Annotated in this window: 14 protein-coding genes; 7 read left to right on the top strand and 7 right to left on the bottom strand. The window is 36.8% G+C overall.

Annotated elements, in window-relative coordinates; all coding sequences use genetic code 11:
* Window positions 1-94: 94 nt before the first annotated feature.
* From EGI31_RS09110 to EGI31_RS09100, 3 genes are all read right to left on the bottom strand, one after another.
* The gene (locus EGI31_RS09110) at window positions 95-1,699 is read right to left on the bottom strand and encodes a SusD/RagB family nutrient-binding outer membrane lipoprotein (protein ID WP_255036919.1); all 1,605 of its coding nucleotides are present in this window, start codon (window positions 1,697-1,699) and stop codon (window positions 95-97) included.
* Window positions 1,700-1,713: 14 nt separating this feature from the next.
* On the bottom strand, window positions 1,714-4,797 hold the full coding sequence (locus EGI31_RS09105; protein WP_255036918.1) for a SusC/RagA family TonB-linked outer membrane protein: 3,084 nt from the start codon (window positions 4,795-4,797) through the stop codon (window positions 1,714-1,716).
* Window positions 4,798-5,011: 214 nt separating this feature from the next.
* A complete protein-coding gene (locus EGI31_RS09100) occupies window positions 5,012-7,567 on the bottom strand; it encodes an AfsR/SARP family transcriptional regulator (protein WP_255036917.1) in 2,556 nt (851 codons plus the stop codon).
* A gap of 132 nt (window positions 7,568-7,699) precedes the next feature.
* Between EGI31_RS09100 and EGI31_RS09095 the strand changes: the two genes are divergently transcribed.
* From EGI31_RS09095 to EGI31_RS09085, 3 genes are all read left to right on the top strand, one after another.
* A complete protein-coding gene (locus EGI31_RS09095; protein WP_255036916.1) occupies window positions 7,700-9,148 on the top strand; it encodes an alpha-L-fucosidase in 1,449 nt (482 codons plus the stop codon).
* 75 nt (window positions 9,149-9,223) lie between these two features.
* On the top strand, window positions 9,224-9,892 hold the full coding sequence (locus EGI31_RS09090) for a 3-keto-disaccharide hydrolase (protein WP_255036915.1): 669 nt from the start codon (window positions 9,224-9,226) through the stop codon (window positions 9,890-9,892).
* Between the two features lie 98 nt (window positions 9,893-9,990).
* Complete coding sequence (locus EGI31_RS09085; protein WP_255036914.1) at window positions 9,991-10,503, top strand: hypothetical protein; 513 nt, start codon at window positions 9,991-9,993, stop codon at window positions 10,501-10,503.
* Between the two features lie 65 nt (window positions 10,504-10,568).
* Here the strand turns inward: EGI31_RS09085 and dnaN are convergent, their stop codons facing one another.
* Both dnaN and EGI31_RS09075 read right to left on the bottom strand, forming a co-directional pair.
* Complete coding sequence (gene dnaN / locus EGI31_RS09080) at window positions 10,569-11,693, bottom strand: DNA polymerase III subunit beta (protein ID WP_255036913.1); 1,125 nt, start codon at window positions 11,691-11,693, stop codon at window positions 10,569-10,571.
* A gap of 186 nt (window positions 11,694-11,879) precedes the next feature.
* Complete coding sequence (locus EGI31_RS09075; protein WP_255036912.1) at window positions 11,880-14,432, bottom strand: tetratricopeptide repeat protein; 2,553 nt, start codon at window positions 14,430-14,432, stop codon at window positions 11,880-11,882.
* A gap of 128 nt (window positions 14,433-14,560) precedes the next feature.
* On the opposite strand from EGI31_RS09075, the gene EGI31_RS09070 reads away from it, so the two are divergent.
* Window positions 14,561-15,220, top strand: a complete 660-nt coding sequence (locus EGI31_RS09070) for a phosphatidylserine decarboxylase family protein (protein ID WP_255036911.1) — start codon at window positions 14,561-14,563, stop codon at window positions 15,218-15,220.
* A 199-nt stretch (window positions 15,221-15,419) separates the two neighbouring features.
* Window positions 15,420-16,625 (top strand): ATP-binding protein, encoded by a 1,206-nt coding sequence (locus EGI31_RS09065; RefSeq protein ID WP_255036910.1) that lies wholly within the window; start codon window positions 15,420-15,422, stop codon window positions 16,623-16,625.
* Between the two features lie 5 nt (window positions 16,626-16,630).
* Here EGI31_RS09065 and EGI31_RS09060 read toward each other — a convergent pair whose 3' ends face one another.
* Together EGI31_RS09060 and EGI31_RS09055 are read right to left on the bottom strand one after the other, a co-directional pair.
* Complete coding sequence (locus EGI31_RS09060) at window positions 16,631-17,833, bottom strand: MFS transporter (RefSeq protein ID WP_255036909.1); 1,203 nt, start codon at window positions 17,831-17,833, stop codon at window positions 16,631-16,633.
* A gap of 118 nt (window positions 17,834-17,951) precedes the next feature.
* Complete coding sequence (locus EGI31_RS09055) at window positions 17,952-18,506, bottom strand: hypothetical protein (RefSeq protein ID WP_255036907.1); 555 nt, start codon at window positions 18,504-18,506, stop codon at window positions 17,952-17,954.
* Between the two features lie 329 nt (window positions 18,507-18,835).
* Between EGI31_RS09055 and EGI31_RS09050 the strand changes: the two genes are divergently transcribed.
* Together EGI31_RS09050 and EGI31_RS09045 are read left to right on the top strand one after the other, a co-directional pair.
* Window positions 18,836-19,144 (top strand): helix-turn-helix domain-containing protein, encoded by a 309-nt coding sequence (locus EGI31_RS09050; RefSeq protein WP_255035463.1) that lies wholly within the window; start codon window positions 18,836-18,838, stop codon window positions 19,142-19,144.
* Between the two features lie 2 nt (window positions 19,145-19,146).
* Window positions 19,147-20,067: DDE-type integrase/transposase/recombinase (locus tag EGI31_RS09045; protein ID WP_255036534.1), on the top strand; the 921-nt coding region annotated here is incomplete at its 3' end.

The raw sequence follows: 20,067 nt of genomic DNA, 5'->3' as shown, positions 1-20,067 counted from the left end.
TTCTTGATGAGAAAGACATAAAACTAAGGTATGCTCTAAAAAAAAGAAACGGGGCTAAAATAGCCCCGTCTCTAAAAAGTATATTCTATGAAGATTATTTATCCCACCAAACTCTTGCCGTGAAGGTATCGCCACCGGTAAGTTTCGCAACAGCTGCACGGTAGTTTGCCTCATTGTAAGAAGCTTCGTTTAAAATGTACGGTACTCTTCTTGGAATCTGACCATTTGAGAATCCATTTGGATAAACTACAGGTGTCAAAGTTGGATAACCAGATCTTCTCCAGTTGTTCCAGTTTTCAATGAAATTGAAAGTAGTACCAGTTGCAACCCATATTTGCTCGTTGATTTGCTTCAATGAAGCCTCTACGGATGCTGTAGAAAGTGGATTGGCAGCCAAGAATGCATCAGATTTGCTCAAAGCATCGGCTATGGCAGCATCAGAGCCAGCAGCTGAATTAAACTGAGCCAAAGAAGCTATAGCAGCCTTCACGCCGTTTTTATAGCGGTCAGCCGCTGTCGGTGCTCCCACTGAAAAACCTCTTACTTTTGCTTCAGCTAGTAAAAGTTCAGTTTCAGCATAAGTCAAAACAAAGTTTACACCACTTCTGTTCAAGAAAACGGATGTTCTTGGTCTTGAATATTTACCTACTTTTGCTACATCAGTACCAGTACCAGAAGCTCCAGGATATTGAGGATGCTTCGAAATGTCAGTAGCACCACCATTTAAATCATAACCGTTTGGAAGGCCAATTTGAATGGCCTCTGCGTTGTCACCAGCCAAGTCTTGGTTTGAGTTATTGGCAAGACCTGGTTGTGAAACTTCAGCAATTGCACTGATTCTTGGGTCTTTTGTGTTTTTTAAGTAATCCATGAAAGTTTTGCTCCATCTTACCTCTCTGTAATCATCACCTACACGCAATGCACCTGTAGTATTGTTGCTTTGTGAGCTAGCATCTGTAAGAACTTTTGCATTATCGTCAACACTTGTGAATACACCACCAGCGAAAGCTTTTTCAGCCCAAGTTTTGGCTGCTGCAGCATCAACTTTTACCAATCTCATGGCAAGTCTAAGCATAAGTGAGTTACCAAATTTTTTCCACTTATTTACATCTCCCTTAAACATAAGGTCGTTGGTAGGACCAGCTTTTGAGGTACTCAATGCAGCTATGGCTTTTTCTAGTTCAGATAACAAGCCTGGGTAAATAGTTGACTGATCGTCATACTTTGGAAGGGTTATTCCTTCTTTAGCTTTAAGAGCTTCAGTGTAAGGTACATCACCGTAAGTATCTGTGATTCTTGCGATACACAACACTTTCATGATGGTACCTACATTGTAAAGGTTAGAAAGTTCAGGCTTGTCTTTAGTAAGATTTTGCATTTCATAAACCTTAGTAGCCGCACGGTAGGTTTCTTCAAAAACACGGCCTTTGTACGCATCAAAACTTCCAGAAGCCACATATTTATCACCGTTGCCGTAGTATGAAAACGTAGAAGCCAATACTTGTGACCACATACTTTGGAAAAGTAGCTGTGAATAACCCGTATTGCTATAGTCATACTGCGACTGTGCCAAAAGATAATTTGGGTTAAAAACTGCCGCACTTGTGTTGTTCGGGTCAGTGTTGATTTCTTCAAAATTTTCTGTACACGAAAGTGTAAAAACAGAAATCAATAAGAATATATATTTGAATTTTTTCATCTTTCTTTTACGATTTAGAATTTAACATTTAGGTTTAAACCATAAGTTCTAGTAGATGGCAAACTGTTACCTTCTATACCAGCATAGTTTATTAGAGACGAGAATCCAGCTTCAGGATCTATGTTGTCTGACTTCTTGAACAAAGTCAATAGGTTACGACCAACAATTGATATTTCAGCTGATTTGATAGGAAGACGACCGAATACGCTAGGTTTGATAGAATATCCTAATGTTACTTGTCTTAATTTGATAAAGTCTCCATCTAAAACATTCAGAGCAGAAACTCTTCTTGCCAGGCTTTGGTAGTAAGTTTGAGCTGGCACGCTCTTGGTATTGGCTTGACCATCAGCAGTTACACCGTCTACTGTTACGCCGGTTTCACGCCCTTCCAAGGTGATTTTGTTCAGACCTCTGAAGGTAGTGTAGTAGTTGGTTGCAGACAAGATTTTGTTTCCAAATCTGTAGTCAATCAAGAACGACAAATTAAAGTTTTTGTAGCTTACTTCGTTGTTAAGACCACCATAAACTTTAGGCAATACAGAACCCATTGGTGTTCTTGTTCCGTTTTGAACCGGTATTCCAGTTGCATCTACTACGATTTTACCGTTTAGGTAAGTGTAGTCGTTAGCCATTACTTGTGGGCCAGGCATTCCTTTGATAATCGCTATGTTGGCGTTTAGAGGACGATAAGTACCCATTCCCAATTGTTGATTTTCTGAACCAGAACCGTTGATTTCAATAATCTTGTTTTTGATGTTGGTAAAGTTCAATGAACTGGTCCATTTCAAGTCTTTATTTTCAATTAATACGCCTGTTAGCAACATTTCAAGACCAGAGTTTTGAGTTGATCCAGTACCAATCAATTGTGAAGAATAACCTGTGGCTTCAGACAATGAACCGTTTATGATTTCATTGTTGGTTTTTCTATTGAAATATGCCAAGTCAATACCCAGTCTGTTTTTGTAAAACTTAAGCTCTGTACCAACTTCAAATTCTGTAAGCGTAAATGGCTTCAAGAATAAGTTTGGAAGGCTTCCACCAAATGAACCAGTAGTGATTCCTTGAATAGCCGATCCAACACTGTAGTACTGCGAAGTAGAATAAGGACTCAATGGCTCACCACTTACTACTGCATAGGATGCTCTTAGTTTTCCATAAGTCAATTTGTCCATTTTCAAAGCCTCTGTGAAGTCATAGCTCAATGAGAAAGATGGAGTAAAGATACCTTGGTTGTTTGTAGGCAATGTAGAGAAGGCATCATAACGACCTGTAGTCGAGAGAATCAACATATTTTTGTAGTTGAAGTCCAACGAGTAATAGCCCGAGTTGGCTTGTTTCTTAGAGTACGAATAGTCTCTGTTGAAGTTCAAAACGTTGAAAGGGCTATAGAAGAATGGAATCACAAATGGACCTCCGCCTATTTTTACTCTGTCGTATTCGTTTTTACGGATAGTTCCTCCGGCTAGTGCATCAATTCCGAAATCATCCGTGATTTTGAATGTTCCGCCCAAAATCGCATCGGCGTTCATCTCAATCGTCGTTGATTTTGCCAAATCGTCTAATCCACCGGCATTTCCACCTGAGTAGGCCGTTCCAGTTGGCGTGATTTTGAACAATCCGTCATTGATGTAGTCATAACCAAATCTTACCAAACCGTAGATATTTTTTGTAATATCATACTTGCCTTGGATGGCTGAAATCATTCTTTTTCTTTTCACGTCGTTTTCATAACGATTTACAACAAACCATGGGTTGGTTACGTAGATATCGTCGTTATATTGAATTTCGTTTCCAGTAGGAATTGCCGCATTGTAACCAGGCTGTAAAGCCATCTCACTTACGTTTGTAGCCAAAAAGTTTATATTGTTGGCATTCATAGGGCCATCGCTCAACTGTGGCTTGTTGTTGTTGAAGTCATCAACAAAATTGGCCATCAAATCAATGGTCAGTTTTTTACCGAATTTCTGATTCCCTGTGAAGTTGGCTGTTCTTCTTGTCAAACCGCTATTTCTTAGGATAGAGTTGTTGTCTAAGTTTGCCAATGATAGTCTGAAGCTACCAGTTTCTGTTCCGCTAGATAGCGAAATGGAGTTGGTAATAGAGCTTCCTGTGCGGTAGAAGTTTTTCATATTGTCTTTTACAGCCGAGTAAGGGTAGCTTTTTCCATCAAACTGAATAGTAGATTTTCCGTCCAATTTCTCACCCCAGCTCAACATACCGCTGTTAAGAGCACTGGTAACGTTGTCAGGTCTTTTTCCGTTAAGTCCTTGACCGTATTCATACTGATAATCTGTAAAGTTGATAGCCTGCTCAGCTACAGTGTTTAGATTATAGTCAATGGCCATTTTGCCTTTTTTACCTGACTTGGTAGTAATCAAAATCACACCGTTGGCGGCACGAGCACCATAAAGTGCCGAAGCTGATGCTCCTTTCAAAACCGACATGTTTTCGATGTCGTCAGGGTTAAGGTTTGAGATACCATCACCGTTGTCTGATCCACCCCACTCACCAGAGCTACCTCTTTGAGTGTTGTCGATAGGCACACCGTTAAGAACAATCAAAGGCGAGCTAGCACCGAAGCTGGCCATACCTCTAAGTAATATTCTTGCTGATGAGCCTGAACCTCCGTTTGTACCAGAAATGTTCAAACCGGCTACTCTTCCGGCCATTGAATAGGCTACGTTAGTTTCTCTAGCTTTAATCATTTGGTCGCCACTTACTGTGGTTACCGCATAACCTACTTTTCTGGCTTCTTTAGAAATACCAAGGGCAGTAACTACCACCTCGTTTAAAATACTTGCATCTGGTTTCAGACTTACGTTTACTGTTGATACATTTCCGATAACCACGTTTGTGGCAGCAAAACCGATGTAACTAAAAGTAACAGTGCTTCCTTTGGCAGCAGAAATACTGTAATCTCCATTACTATCTGTAATTGTTCCTTTAGTTGTGCCTTTTACGGCAACGTTTACTCCGTAGATCGGGCTTCCAGAGTCGTCAGTTACTTTACCTTTAATGGCTACATCTTGTGCATACGACTGCATGGCCATCATGGTAATGAATAACGACATCATTACTTTGAATAGATTTTTTTTCATAAATGAGTAAAATTTGATTTTCAAGGTTTAAAAAACTTTCTGCAAATTAATCTTGACCTTTAATTTAAAATTAATAAATACTTAATGTGAGAATAAGATTGAGTTAATTTTTGAATTTTTTTAATAAAAAGCCAAGCCTTATTAAATTAAATAATAAAAGAATTATGGGCAGATTTACCCATTAATATGCAGAAAAATGGGCTTTAAAGGCAGTTTAAATACTATTTATGATTTGTTTGAACGATTTGCTGAAATTTTCAGCATACAAAAGATGGTATTCTTTTTCAAAATGTTCGTAGCATTTTAGGGCTAAAGAATGTTTGCCAAGAACTACCAACGCCTTACATTTCATTTCCATGGCCGTTTCGTCTACTTTGTCAAACACAAAAATCTTATCAGCTATTTCGATGATTTCTTGTGCATCGGTTTCAAAGCTTAGGCCTTTTGAATACGAAGTATAGGCATCAATAACCCGGTTTGATATCTCTGATTTGAAAGGTTCGAGCCATTCATATTCGAGATTGAAAAGGAAGTTGCCTCTTGAAACAATTTTTGTGAGGAGGTTTATTTCTTCCTTGTTGAGGTTTTTCTTTTCGTCAGTCAATTTCAAAAAGTCGTAGTAGTCTACAAAAACATGGCTTGGATCAAATATTATCTGCCAGTCGCCCGACTCTTTTGAAATTTGTATATGTCCGACTTGCTCAAAAATCACCTTGAGCTTTGTAAGATTTACCGAACGGTTGTTTCGGGCACTTGTTGCCGTTTTATCATACCAAAACAAGTCATTGAGCTGTTGAGAATTAACGCTTTTGTTCCATTTGATCGAGTTCAACATAAGATACAAGAACAACTCTTTTAATAGCGGAGTAAAATGCACACTGAGGTCTTCGCCTTTGGAGGTTAAAAATTGAAAGCCCCCAAATAAAATAAGCCTGCTCCTTTTGTTTTCCTCCATAATTGGCCTTTCTGTGGTCAATTCGACTCTTGATTCCTCAGTTTTTGAGGTATTTTCTGGTGCTAATTCAATGGGTGGCTTTTTGTTTCTGTGCTGCCTATAGTAAAATATCATTAAGACTAAAGGAACTAAAATAAGTAAAACAATAGCCAAAATAGTTAGCCACTTTACAAAACCACTTTCTTTTTGTGCAATGGTAGCCTCTATGTTTGCAGGTGGAAAATCGAGCGTGTAAACCTTGTGAAAAGATAGATTTTTTATTCTGTCATAGTGATAGGTTATACAAACCAACTTTTGGTTTTTTTCGTCAAAAGCCAAGTCTGCGGAACTTGCTACATCCTGAAAATCATACGGAATTGGTTTTCCTATAATCTCGTATTCGGGTTTTCTAAGTGATCCACGTATTAGTTGTAACGAGCTTTTAAAGTTCAGCTGATTATATATTAAGGCATAAAAAACTTGTTTTTTCTCGTCCACCACCATCGATTTTACGACCACGAAAGGGTTTTCGGGGGTTTCTAATGTATAAACTTTTCTTATTGAAAGGTTCTGCCAATTTACTTCTAGAAGGTCATAGTAATTCTGTGGATTTATCTCTTGCTCACCCGTTTTGGAGCCGTAGCCGCCAAAAATATAAGATTTGTTAAGATCTTTGGTGTGGCCAATACCAAACATATATCTAGGCTCTAGTCGATAACCCTTCATGTTGAGTTCTGACCACCTTTTGTTCAGGAAAGAATATTTCTGAAAACTATTTTTGTAAGTAAACTGTCCATAACCGCCAATAAAAACCATGGCAGTGTCTTTGGGAAATACATACTGGTTGTGGTGCCAATATTCGGTTAGTTCGGGCTTTAAGTTTGGCGGTATATTCCAGGAGTTACCTTTTGAATCATACGCAAAAATCTCTTTTTGATTTAGGCGAACATTTACTGCAGTTTTGGATTCTTTCAGAAAATAGCCTTGGTCTCCAAATGTAAACTTGATATACTTTTTGTCAAAAGGCCTGGCAAGGGTTGCAGATTTTTTTTCATCAAAATAAAAACTCCCTTCGTCGGCATGTATCAAAAAATGATTAATATTTCTGTCAAAATAAAAAGTTGTTTGTCCTTTGAAAGTTGTGTCTATCCGTTTAAGCCATTCGTAGTGCTTAACGAGCATCCATGAGCCATTAGTTACTGTTCCATGGTTTGCCTTTTGAGTTTCTTTGGCCACATTTCCATAAACATCATTGAGTTTCCAGACATTAGTTACTTTGTTGCCTTTTAGAAGCGTAATGTTTCGGATATATGTTGGTAACACATCTTTCGTGGCAAATTTGGTGTTTTGATTTCCGCCAAAGTAAATCTTCAGGCAGCTCTTTTTATTAAATACTACGGCTTTTCTTTCTAAAAGGTTATTGCCTTCATAAAGACTAAGTTCTTTGGTTTTATAATCAAACAAAAATCTTAGTTTAGACCAACTGCTATATAGTTTTGCGGAGTCAAGACCGAAATTGGTGCTTATGCTAAGGTCTTTGTTAACAATTCTGAACTTCTCGGTTTTTCTTGAATTGTATAATAGATCAATATGTTGGTCTTCAGTGTTTACGATTCTGAATATGTAGCCGAAGTATGAAACAACATTTTTTTTAAACTTCAACTCGAAATTCAGTTCAAAGTTGTCATCAAAACACAATTCTTTATTTTCACCGAGAGAAAGCGAGGTTCTTTGGTCGGGATTCACCTCGTGGCCCATAAACTCCAATCCGTAGTCTTGGGCACAAAGTTTTGAGCTGAAAAATAGAAGAAACAATAAGAACGTTTTTTGAAGCATATTTTAGAACTGTATCCCAAATTTCGTCAAAAGTTAACCATTTTATTATTTCATTAAGTAATAATTAACTTTTTATTTATAGAAACGAATAATTTTATTAAAATTTTTTAATATCAAAATAAACACATTATAATGCAAATGACTGTTTTTTGCAGAAAACAATTTTCGATTTTTCTACTTTTCTTCTCCATTTTTAATTCTGCTTTCGGCCAAAGTTCTGTCCATCCCATTTCTACAGAATATCAATATCCCAAAGAAAAAGAAGTTGCACAGAATCTAGAAAACTGGCGTGATCAGAAGTTCGGAATTATAATTCACTGGGGACTTTATGCGGTTCCGGGCATCATAGAGTCTTGGAGCTTGTGCGACGAGGACTGGATTACTCGTGACTCCACGAGTAACTATGCGGACTATAAGAAATGGTACTGGGGTTTGGATAAATCATTTAATCCGGTAAAATTTAACCCTGAGGCTTGGGCCACGGCCGCTAAATCTGCAGGTATGAAGTATTTGGTATTTACGACCAAGCACCACGATGGTTTTAATATGTTCGATACCAAGTTTTCGGATTTTAAAATTTCCAATGGGCCTTTTAAAGGAAACCCAAAAGCCGACGTGGCAAAGTATGTTTTCGACGCATTTAGAAAACAGAATTTCTTGATAGGAGCCTATTATTCAAAACCAGACTGGCACTCGCAGTATTTTTGGTGGGATAGACATTCGACGCCAAACAGAAATGTGAACTATGACATTAGGAAAAATCCTTGGCGTTGGAATAAATTCGTAGAATATACCCATAACCAACTCAATGAGTTAACTACTGATTATGGTAAAATAGATATCCTTTGGCTTGATGGTGGCTGGGTGCGACCAAGAAATACCGTGACTGACGAGGTGCGTGCTTGGGGTGCTCCAATTCCAGACTTTGACCAAGAGATAAATATGCCTAAGGTGGCAAAAATGGTCAGGAAAAACCAAGAGGGTATATTGATAGTTGACAGAACCGTTCACGGTGAATTCGAAAATTACCGCACACCTGAGCAAGCTATTCCTAAAGACAGGTCTGATAACCCATGGGAAAGCTGTATTACTTTGGGAGGAGCTTGGGGTTTTGTTCCTAATGATAACTTTAAACCATCAGCCACAGTAATTCATACCTTGATTGAGATTGTGGCCAAAGGTGGGAATTTGCTACTTGGAGTTGGACCTACAGCTGAGGGAGAATTTTTGCCCGAACAAATAAGTAGATTGAACGAAATAGGTGTTTGGTTGAACAAGTTTGGAGAGGCCATTTACAATACAAGAAGCCTCGAGAATTTTCAATCTGGAGACGTTTATTTTACAAAAAGTAAAGACAAGTATGCCTTTGCTATTCAAAAAATCTCATTAGATAAACTCTTAAAGGAAACTATTACTTGGCAAGGAAACTCGCCGAAGAAAGGCTCTAAAGTAAACATAGTTGGGGAATCGGAAACTTTGAAATGGGAAACCAAAGGAGATAAAACCACCGTTTGGATTTCGAAGAAATTGCTTGAAAAATATAAGAACGAACCTGCTTTGGCTTTCAAATATGAATTCTGAAACAAATCGTTGGTCTAATTTTCTGTTGAGTATTTAAAAAAACACTTATATTTATAAAAAAAACAAACCTTAAAGATGAAAAAAATATTTGCAGTAGCATTGATTTTGTTAACCCTATCGGTTACAGCCCAAAAGAAAAAATGGGTGAACCTTTTCGACGGAAAAACCACCAATGGTTGGCACACTTGGAAAGAAACAGGTGTGAAAGGGTGGCATGTTATGGATGGCGTATTGATGACACATGGTGGTAATGGCGACTTGGTAAGCGACAAAGAATATGGCGACTATATCTTGGAGTTTGAGTTTAAATGTGCTCCAAAAGGTAACAGCGGCGTTATATATAAGGTCATAGAAGATGTAAATATCAAAGAGCTTTTTGCTCCTTATGCCTCAGGTCCAGAATTTCAGATTATTGACGACGTAAATTATCCTGACAAAATAAAGGACGTTCAAAAAACTGGTGCCAACTACGATATTCAAGCTCCATTAGACCTGAAAGCCGTAAAACCGGCAGGAGAGTGGAACAAAGGGAAGTTGGTGATTAAAAACAATGTGATTGAGCATTTTGTAAATGGAATAAAAACAGCGTCTTACGAATACGGCAGCGTAAAATGGGCCGATGATGTGGCAGGAAGTAAATTCGCAAAATGGCCTTATGCAAAGGCTCATGCTAAAGGAAAAATATCACTCCAAGACCACGGCGATATGGTTTCGTTTAGAAAAATCAGGATTAAAGAACTTTGAGATATTTTATCACAAACTAAAACCATGAGGCACTTAGTTTCATGGTTTTTTTGTTTTAAATCAGAATGTCATTTTCAAATACTTAAACATGGTAGTTGATGAGTACTCAACCTCTTTTCAAAGAAACACAAAGATTCAACCATTGGTGGCTGTGGATTCCGTTGGTAGCTTTGTTAATATATTTTATATATTTAGCATCGAGCCAATTTATACAGAAGCTAGCGGAAGGGGATAATCGGATGATTGAAATGAGCTTATTTATTCCAAGTGTATTCTTGTTTTTAATATTATTATTGTTTTGGAATATCCGGTTAGAAACCTCTATTGGTGAAGAGGGAATAGCTGTTAGGTTATTTCCTTTTCATATTCAATATAAATTTCTCAAATGGGAATCTATTTCAACAGCAAAAATCCGCAAGTATAAGCCACTTTTGGAATACGGAGGGTGGGGATTGAGATACGGTTTCAGTGGTAAAGCATACAACATTAAAGGAAATACTGGTTTGCAATTACAATTTAAGGACACTTCAAAACTAATGATTGGAACTCAAAAGTCAGAGGAGCTTAGTGCTATATTGAAGAAATTGTGTCCTGAAAAGTTTCAGTCTTAACGCTCACAAAAAAAGCCCCAGAAATCCGGGGCTTAAGTTTATAAAGAAAAGGTTTATTGTTATCTTTAAGAATACGAGTTCAACATAACTGGCATTACGAGCATCAAGATGTCTTCGTTTTCTATTTTGTCAGAAGGTATAATCAAGCCAGCTCTGTTAGGTAGAGACAACTCCATAGTGATGGTAGATGAACTGATGTTGCTCAACATTTCAGCCAAAAACTTAGCGTTAAAACCTATCTCCATGTCGTCTCCTACGTATTCGCACGAGATTTTCTCAACAGCCTCGTTAGAATAGTCTAAATCTTCAGCAGAAATAGTTAATTCATCAGCGGTTATTTTGAGTCTGATTTGGTGAGTGGTTTTGTTAGAGAAAATGGCAATCCTTTTCAATGAATTCAAGAACTTAGACCTTTCTACCGTCATGCGGTGTGGGTTAGCTTTTGGAATCACATTTTCATAGTCTGGATAACGCTCGTCTATTAGTCTACAGATCAATTTTATGTTGCCAAAACTAAAGAAAGCATTAGAGTTGCTAAATTCGGTGACAACCGGCACAGAACCCGACGGCAAAGAAATCTTGATCAGGTTCAAGGCTTTTCTAGGCAAAATCATCGTTGTAGGTGTCGTAGATTTTATGTCTTCTCTACGGTATCTGATAAGTCTGTGACCATCAGTTGCTACGAAAGTTGTACTTTCTTCCTGAATGTCTATGTACACACCCGTCATGGCTGGGCGGAGGTCGTCAGTACTTGTAGCAAACAATGTGTTATTTATCGCAGAAGCCAATACTTGAGAGTCAAGTTCAATATTGAAGTTTCTGTTTACCTGCGGAGCTCTCGGAAAATCCATTGGATTTTCGCCGGCTATTTTAAAGCGTCCATTGGAGGTAGTTATTTCCACACCAAAAGTCTCACTGCTGATGCTTACCGTAATCGGTTGCTCTGGTAAACTTTTAAGCGTATCCATCAAAAGTTTGCCTGGTATAGCTACCGAAACTGAGTCGCTGGAGTCCACCATTAAATCTGCCACCATTACAGTTTGCATATCGGAGGCAGTAACTGTCAGTGAAGTTTTGTCGAGTTCGAAAAGGAAGTTTTCCAGAATCGGAACTAAAGGATTTGGAGCTATAACACCGCTTATATTTGAAAGGTTTTTTACTAATTCTGAGGACGAAACGACAAACTTCATGTTGTTTTGTTTTGTAAAATGATATGGTTTAAACTCAATTCATGGCAAATTTAAGAAAACACCCAATATTTCTGAAACGAAATTATAAAATATTGAATTTTAATTTTTCTCCACAAAAGGCGTCTTTTTTGATAAATTTTATGCAAAAATACCTAAAAATCTGATTAAATTAAGCAAAAACCCAATTTAAAATCCGGCTGATTGAACTTTTTGCTTTTGGTCTTGGTATAGTTTTTTTATTGCCAACAACTCATTGGCAGGAAGAAGCGTTTCTAATTTTTTGATGCCGTCCATGGCATATTCATACTCCGAAATATCCAAGGCTTTCTTAACCAAGGTTTTCCATATTAAGGACGATTCGGTATTGACTTCAGCAGCATAGAACGCAACATTGTAGGCTTCCAATTTCTTATTTTTGGAGGTCAAGAAGTTGGCGATTTTCTCTACAAGGTACGGATTGAATGGTGCTTTTTTGATCACTTCTTGATAATTTTCTACTGTAATTTCGGAGCCAAATTTATCAGATTGAGCTTGCAGGTCTTTTTCTACTTTTTGCTTGAGATTGGCATTGGCTAGTAAGGCTGCTGAGGAACTATCACCAGCCGCTTTAAGTCTTAGAAGTGCTTGATCTAACACGCCTTCTTTCATGAGCCAGAGACCAAGGTTTTGGTTATATATTTTTTTGTATTTCGTATTAGAATTAGCCAGTAAATAGAGTTGTTTGACTCCAATGGCTTTAGATTCTCTGATGTAGTTTTGTTGTGCATAGCTCCAGCTCAACGACTCAAACACGGGTTCATTGTAAGCATTGTTTTGGAGCTTTTTAATGGTTTCGGCATTCACCTTTGTAGTATTTATCATTTTTGGGTTGCTCACGGCATTGAACAATAAAGCCGCCCGACTCATGTCTAAAGCAGAATCTTTGCTTAGCTCAAATGAGGTAAATTCCGATTCTTTTTCCAACATTCTATTCACAGCAAACTTATTGGCTTTTAGGCCGTTGTAGTCTATGTCCTTCGCTAAATTCGACATTTCTTCTAATTTTTCTGGCTTGGCATTTTCTATCCAAAAAGCCAAAAAATTAGTGTTTTCTACCTCGCATTTGCTACAGTTCTTCAGTGCCAAGTCAAGGTTTATGAGTACACTGTCGGTGAGTTTTGATTTTTCTTGTAAATGAGCCAGGTTAATAAGCAATTGGCTGTTGTTTGGATATTTTTTTAGGCCTTTTTGAAGTGCAAAAAGAGCATCGAAATAGAGGTTTTCGTTTTCTAAACTTGCACTAAGGCCGGCAAAAACATAAGGACTGGGTTTTTGCTCAAGGGTTTGATTGAAAAAAAATGCAGCATTTATTTTATCACCTTGACTAAGTGCCAAAGACGCCAAAGAAACGTTTGCCTTGTGGTTGTAGAGGTCGTTGTGAGTTGATTCTTTGTAAAAAGTTTCGGCAGCTTTTAGGTCGCCTTCGGCCAAATAAAAATCGCCAATGGCGTTGCTCAAACCTGCTTTTGCCTTGTAAAAACCATAAAAATTGCTCAAAGAAAACAAAAACAGAATCAAAAAAACCGAGATGGTTCGGGCATAAATGAGCTTATTAAATGGTGCTTTGTACAATACTTTGTGCACCTCGAGTCCTTGTTTGAAAATCTGTAGGTAGTTAATCAAAACATAGACAATAAAACTAAGGCCGACTGCCAAAAGTGAAATGCCCACAAAGTCTTCAAAAAGATCAATCAGAGGGTCATTATTTGTTCCAAAAATAAAACCAACCGTGGCGATAGAAATAGTGGCCATACCTAAGTATATCCAAACCCCAGATTGTTGAAAACTAAACCAAGCCTTTTGGTTTAAAAACTGACGAAAGCCCCAAACACCAAGTAAGCTACTGATAATAAATAGAATAAAAGGTGAAATCACATAAGAGCTTTTCTCTATCCTATTGGTATTTTCAAGATATACCAAAAGAACATTGGCTAAAAATATCAAGGAGATAATCAAAAATTGGGGTAATGAATTTTTCCCTTTTTGTGAATTTTTAGAAACTAACCACACCAGACCGGCGATGATTTCATGTGAAATCAGAAATATGAATATACCCAGAATAACCAAAAAGCTAGCCAGTCCGTATGCAACTAATGATATATTTGGCTGATTAATAGCGGTGTATTTGTTAGCTAGTAAAATCAATATCGACCAAATAAGAGTCCATAATAACAAGGTAGCCAAAGTGCTGAGACGCTGCCCAAAATTGTTAGTATAATAGTAAAAACCACCAATTATCACGAAAACTGCTAAAAAAGGCCAGTTGGAATTACTCAAGAAAACACTTTCAATTCTTGAGCTAATAATTACCCCGCCCATAACCAAGGCTCCTATTAAAAACCAAATGCCTTTGAGTCTTGCCAAACCCGTTAGTAGAAATGAAAGTCCTACAAAACCGCTTACTAATAAAATGTAAAATGCGAGGTGATTTATCGAAACCAAAGAGGGCATATATCGCTCCTTGATATACCATACCGGCGAGGATGCCGAAAACTTGAATTCGTCGTAGAAAAACGAATTGGTGGCTATTATTTTTTCATGAAGTTCGCTCAACACGTCCCAGTGGAGAATATTTTCGATGCCTTTGAAGTAGAAGAACAAACCACTTAGGACCAGAAAAAATAATAAACAGAAGCCAAAAAACAAGGGTCCTTTATCGTTGCGTGACCATATTCTCCAAAAATTAATATTCTCGTTCATAGATACCTTAAACTCATTAATAATTTTAATATTTTAATACAGTAACAATTAATTAGGAAAAAAACACCAATATAAAAACGCTAAAATCGTATATTTGCCAAATTTTTCTCAAAATCACTGACCCTGAAATGACAATACATAAAGAAGGCACGGGCTCGTTAATCGTTTCTACAATTACGCTTGCAATAATCTATAGTTTGGTTAAGTATTTGACACCAGACATGGCATGGTTGCACTATTTCGTATTTGCGGTTTGCCTAGTTTTGTTCTTTATTGTATTGCAATTTTTTCGCAAACCTACAAGAAAAACACCAATAAACCCAAAGCATATCATCGCACCGGCAGACGGTAGGGTAGTGGTGATAGAGGAAGTTGTCGAAACCGAATATTTCAAAGATAAGAGAATTCAGATTTCGATATTTATGTCTCCTTTGAACGTACACATCAACTTTAATCCGCTTTCTGGAATAATTTCATACTTCAAATATCACCCAGGAAAATATTTGGTGGCTTGGCATCCAAAAAGCAGTACTGAAAACGAACGCACGACTGTTGTAACCAAACACCAGAATGGCACTGAGATTCTTTTTCGTCAGATAGCTGGAGCCTTGGCCCGTAGAATCTGTTGGTATGTAAAAGAAGGACAAGCCGTTACGCAAGGTGAAGAATTTGGTTTTATCAAATTTGGTTCTAGAATTGACATTTATCTTCCATTAGGCACCAAAATTTTGGTGAATCTTGAAGATAAACCGGTTGGCGGTGAGACGGTTATTGCCGAACTTTTGTAGATAATTTTTTCTAATTCTTCTTTAATTCAACATTTCTTTACCGAAAACATTTCACAACAGGTTTTCTGTTGAGCACTCCTTGATTTCTCGATTTTCTGATTATATGAATGAATTAAGTTCATTTTTGAGGAAAAAATATCCAAAATGTTTTTAAATGAGAACGAAATTGTCAATATTTGTTTTTAATTAAGAACAAAATATGGAAAAATTGTTTTTGTTTCAAAACAATCTTCTTAAAAATGTTGATTCAAAGTTCAAAAGGTATCTTTATAAAGATATCAATTTTGAAAACAGAATGATTGGTATTAAGGGTATTCGAGGGGTGGGTAAAACCACATTGATGCTTCAATATTTGAAAACTCAAAATCTGGATAAATCCCTTTATGTTACTTTAGATCATCCCTATTTTTATCAGCACGATTTGTTATCTACAGCAGAGGAATGGAGTAGGTTGGGTGGTAATTTACTCATTATCGACGAAGTACATAAATATTCAAATTGGTCACAGGAGTTGAAAAATATTTACGATGGTTTGCCCAACATGAAAATCATTTTTTCTGCATCATCGGCATTGGATATTTACAGAGGAGAAGCAGATTTGAGTAGAAGAGTGTTTACTTACACGCTCCACGGAATGTCATTTCGGGAATACTTGGAATTCAACGAAATTGCCCAATTGCCAGTTTTAGAATTAGATGAAATTTTAAAAAATCACATGAACGTTGCTAGAATAGCAATAGCAAAGCTGCCAATTCCATTAGTACATTTTAAGAATTATTTAAAATACGGATATTTGCCATTTGGAAACAGATTAACAAATCAACAACTTGAGGAGGAATATTTAATTAAAGTATTTCAAATTATTGACGCTACGCTTGCCTATGATATGGCTTTCATCAATGAATACTCATCTGTTCACCAAACAAAAATCAAAAAGCTCTTAGCCATATTGGCCGACTCGGTTCCTTTCGTACCGAATACTTCCGAACTTGCTGCACATCTTGAGTTAAGCCGAAATACACTTTTATTGTTTTTTGAACATTTGGAAAAAGCAGCTTTAATTAACAAGGTAAATAAAACTGGCAAAGGCACTTCTGTGCTTCAAAAACCCGATAAGATTTTGCTTGAAAATAGCAATTTTAGTTTCGCACTGACTCAGAATCCTGCAGAAGGTACGATTAGAGAAACGTTTTTTTTAAATCAAATTAAAAACAAAAATCTGAAAATAGAATTGGCGGCTCAAGGAGACTTTTTTGTGGAGGATAAGTATACTTTTGAAGTGGGAGGGAAAAGTAAAAAGCAAAAACAAATACTTGGAATTCCGGATTCCTATTTGGTGAAAGATAATATCGAAATCGGTTTTGCGAATAGTATCCCGATATGGTTATTCGGTTTAATGCAATAGGTTTGTTAAATTTTAGCCTGCATAATTCCACCCCGCTTTGCTAAAACCAAGAACCCCATAGTAGCCAACACCGCCAAACATCCCAAAACGAGCAAAAGAGCGTCATACCCAAGCCGTGCGATTACTTGCGTACCTAGCAATGATGAGCTAATTTGTGCCACTGGCCAGGTCATAGCATATACTGCAGAATATTGCCCTTGATTGTGCGATTTTGCTCTTTCGATACTGAATGAATTCATGAAAGGCATTGCAAAAATTTCAGAGAAGGTAGCAAATGTAATTCCTACCAACATCCATGCATATGCCGTAAAGTTCATGTAAATGATATAGTTAACAACCAACAAGAAACAGCCAAAACCTATCAGCTGCAGTTTGCCATATTTTCCCTCTACTTTATAGATAATTAACATTTCTACCAATGCCACCAAAAGTCCATTGATACCCATTAACACGCCAATTTGAAATTCTGACATGGCACAAATTTCTTTGTAGTACACTGGCAAAATCACGAATAAGGGCGAAAAAGACATCACATAAATGGTAGTAAACAACATGAAAACCATAAAAAAGCCATCTCTCCAAGGTGATTCAGCTCGATTTGACTTTGCCTCAGCTTTGGATATTTTCGCTTTTTTGATATATTTTGAGCGTAAAAAAATGAGTACAATAAATGCTGCTAGAATATTGGTGACACCATCTGCCCAAAAGAGATATTTATAGTTTCTGGTTGCAAAAAAGCCTCCCAATACTGGGCCCATAGCCCAACCCAAATTAATAGCTAACCTAACCAATGAGATAGACCTGGTGAAAGATTCTGGTGTGCTCAAATGAGCAATACTCACCGAGTTGGCTGGCCTGTAGGCTTCGCCAAATGCAGATAGAATGAATACAGAAATACAAAGCAGTTCGAAAGATTGGATTTCGGCTACCACAAAAAATAGTAATCCTCCGATAAACAAGCTACCAAATTGTACAAAAAAATACCCAAAAATATCAGTTAGTTTTCCTCCCAAATAAGATCCCAAAATCGCCCCAAAACCAAAAGTCATCATCACGAAACCCGCGTTTTCGATAGAAAAGTGGAGTTTTTGAGTGGTATACACGGTCATAAATGCCACCACCATGGTGCCTGCCCTGTTGATAAACATCACCAGAGCCAATAGCCAGATTTTGGGAGAAATTCCGCTGTATGCGTTTTTGAAGAGCATTGAATTAGAGAGTGGTCTATTTTATTAATTCAAAAAAATGGCTGTAGGTTCAAAATCTTTACAGAATTCGTTTGAATTCATGAGACATTTCTGTGATAGAGCATACGAGATATGAAATTTACTTTTTTATGTACTTAAATATAAAAACTAAAAAGGGTCTTACGAGATTAAAAATCATAAACCCTATTGTGGCCAATATGCTTCCTATGCCAGTTGGTAAAACGGCCCCAAACGTGAAAGTCATACCCAATACAAAACCAAGTAGGCACTCCGCCCGATAAACCGGGAAAAATAAGGAAATCACAAATACAGACAATATCATGTAGCCTGACATGCCTTCGTTTCCAAGAGTAAAAAATACGGATAGTGCTATTCCAAGCAATAAGGCTCCCATAAAACTTATCCAAACTTTCTGCGGGATTTGAAGAAAAGTGGTTGAGTTTACCTTCGGTAATTTATCTCTTTTTTGAATTCTTAAAAGTACAAACCAGGTCAAAATAGGTAGTAATATTCCGCCCCACCAATTGGATATTTCGGGAAGGTCTTCTCTAGCCAATATATGGTGACTAGGCACGCCGCCGTTAAAATAATACCATGCCAAAAGGCTCCAAATGGCAACAGAAACAACACTCGTCAATAGGATTTGTGTCTTTATAAATTCATTCTTTTTCATAATTTAATAGGATATTTATTCCAAAATAAACTAATATTTCAAGGCTAAATTTCCATATTGAGCTAATTTATATAAACGGTTTAATTCGGATTTAAACGACTAAAAATTAACAGAAAAATCATTCACAAAATCGGTTTCAAAATTGATTAGCTACTTACAATTTATTCAGAGGAAATGGATTTTAATTCAAAATTTTAGCGTCATGAAATTACAACTGATTGGGTTTAGTTATGCAAAATGGAGAATTTGAAGTGACTTTGAGTAATGATTTCATCCCGATAAATATTAGGACACAAAAATAGAGTTTTAACTTTTAATTTTGTGTCATTATGAGTAAGCATCGTCAAAGCTGGAGTCAGCAACAGAAATTACAGATAATTTCCTTTTACAAAGAAAAAGGTATTGGAGCAGCGTCTGCTGAATTTGGAGTATCCTCTACAACTATTTACAACTGGGAAAAGATTTTAGATCAGACAGGAGAGTCAGGTTTAGAATCAATTAAGAAGTCAGACAAGGATTTAGCAATCAAGCGATTAGAGCGTGAGATTCGAGAGCTTCGCAATATAGTTGCCGACAATGCTTTGGAGCTGAGAATAAAAGATGAGCTTTTAAAAAAAAGTCAATTGAAAAAGAGTTAAAAATGGAAGTCGCTATTGAATTTATTAGCCAGGGATTTCCAATTAGAAACGTCTTGAGCCATTGTGGATTATCGAAGAGTTCATTTTATTATAAACCCTCAGATGGCAAAGCTGGAAGAAAACCTTATGCGACTATATATGATTCTAAAGGTAGAGAAGTGACAGAATCAGCAATTGTTGGACGTATTAAGTTATTGTTCGCCAAGCCTTTTGTTGACTATGGAGCTTATAAAACGTTTCGTCATTTAGTGGACAAAGAAAAATATAGAATAAGCAAACACTATGTTTATAAATTAATGAAAATCAACAATTTACTTAGAGGAAGCAATCCGATTTCGAGTAAAAAATCAAATCGAAACCGAGTAAAAGATTTGATTCCCAAAGTGGAGACAGAGTTTAGTTTTTTTGAATTTGACATTAAATATGTCTGGGTAAGTGGCCAACGTAAAAGTATGCAAGTATTAACGATCTTAGATATATTCAGTAGATTTAATATTGGCCATTACATGGCTTACAATATAAAAAAAGAAGATGTAATAAAGCTATTTGAAAAGGTCATTGCTGAGTTTGGATTGCCTAAAAATTTTATAGTAAGAAACGATAACGGTAGTCAATTTATAGCAAGTGTGGTGCAAGATTTTCTAAAAAACAATGGCATTACACAGGAATTTACAAAACCAGGTACACCGCAACAAAATGCTCATATTGAATCTTATCATTCAATTATGGAAAGAACTGTCTGTCAGAGGTTTGAGTTTGAAAATATAAAAATAGCAAAAAGAACAATAGACGAATTCAGAGAATTCTATAACTTTGAAAGAATTCATGGAGGTATTGGTTTTATCAGTCCTTATGAATATTTACTTCAAAAAGGAGTTGACTTAAAATCAACCCCGTTTATGAAGTCTGCTAGAGGGGGGAAA

Origin of the sequence: Lacihabitans soyangensis, assembly GCF_024343775.1 — a bacterium.
Classification (GTDB): Bacteria; Bacteroidota; Bacteroidia; order Cytophagales; family Spirosomataceae; genus Leadbetterella; species Leadbetterella soyangensis.
This window is presented reverse-complemented; position numbering and strand designations above follow the sequence as displayed.